This is a genomic window from Vogesella mureinivorans (assembly GCF_007644035.1).
GTDB classification, from domain to species: Bacteria; Pseudomonadota; Gammaproteobacteria; order Burkholderiales; family Chromobacteriaceae; genus Vogesella; species Vogesella mureinivorans.
Genome location: NZ_VMTV02000417.1, coordinates 1 through 275 on the forward strand (window position 1 = coordinate 1; position 275 = coordinate 275).

At 68.7% G+C, this 275-nt stretch carries 1 protein-coding gene; it reads right to left on the reverse strand.

Translation table 11 applies throughout. From position 1 onward, the window contains the following. Nucleotides 1-235 (reverse strand): NAD-dependent epimerase/dehydratase family protein (locus tag FLQ44_RS11290; protein ID WP_147694453.1); only part of this gene is annotated, 235 nt, incomplete at its 3' end. Nucleotides 236-275: the final 40 nt, after the last annotated feature.

Here is a 275-nt window from a genome sequence, read left to right on the forward strand (position 1 = left end):
AGCTGCCCCAGGCACCGGCCTTGGCGCCGACGTGGAAAACCGCATCGACGCCGACCGTGGCCTCGGCGAGCGCGTCGAAGTTGGCGAGATCGGCCTGCACCTGCTTGATGCCGAGCGCCGCCAGGCCTGGATAAAGGCCGCGGTTGAAGCTGACGACGGTGAGCCCGCGATTGACCAGGCGCGTGCAGATCGCCTGTCCGAGAAAGCCGCCGCCGCCGGTGACCAGAATCTTCATGCCTTGCCCCTGCCAAGGATGTCCGCGGCCCAGCGCGCCA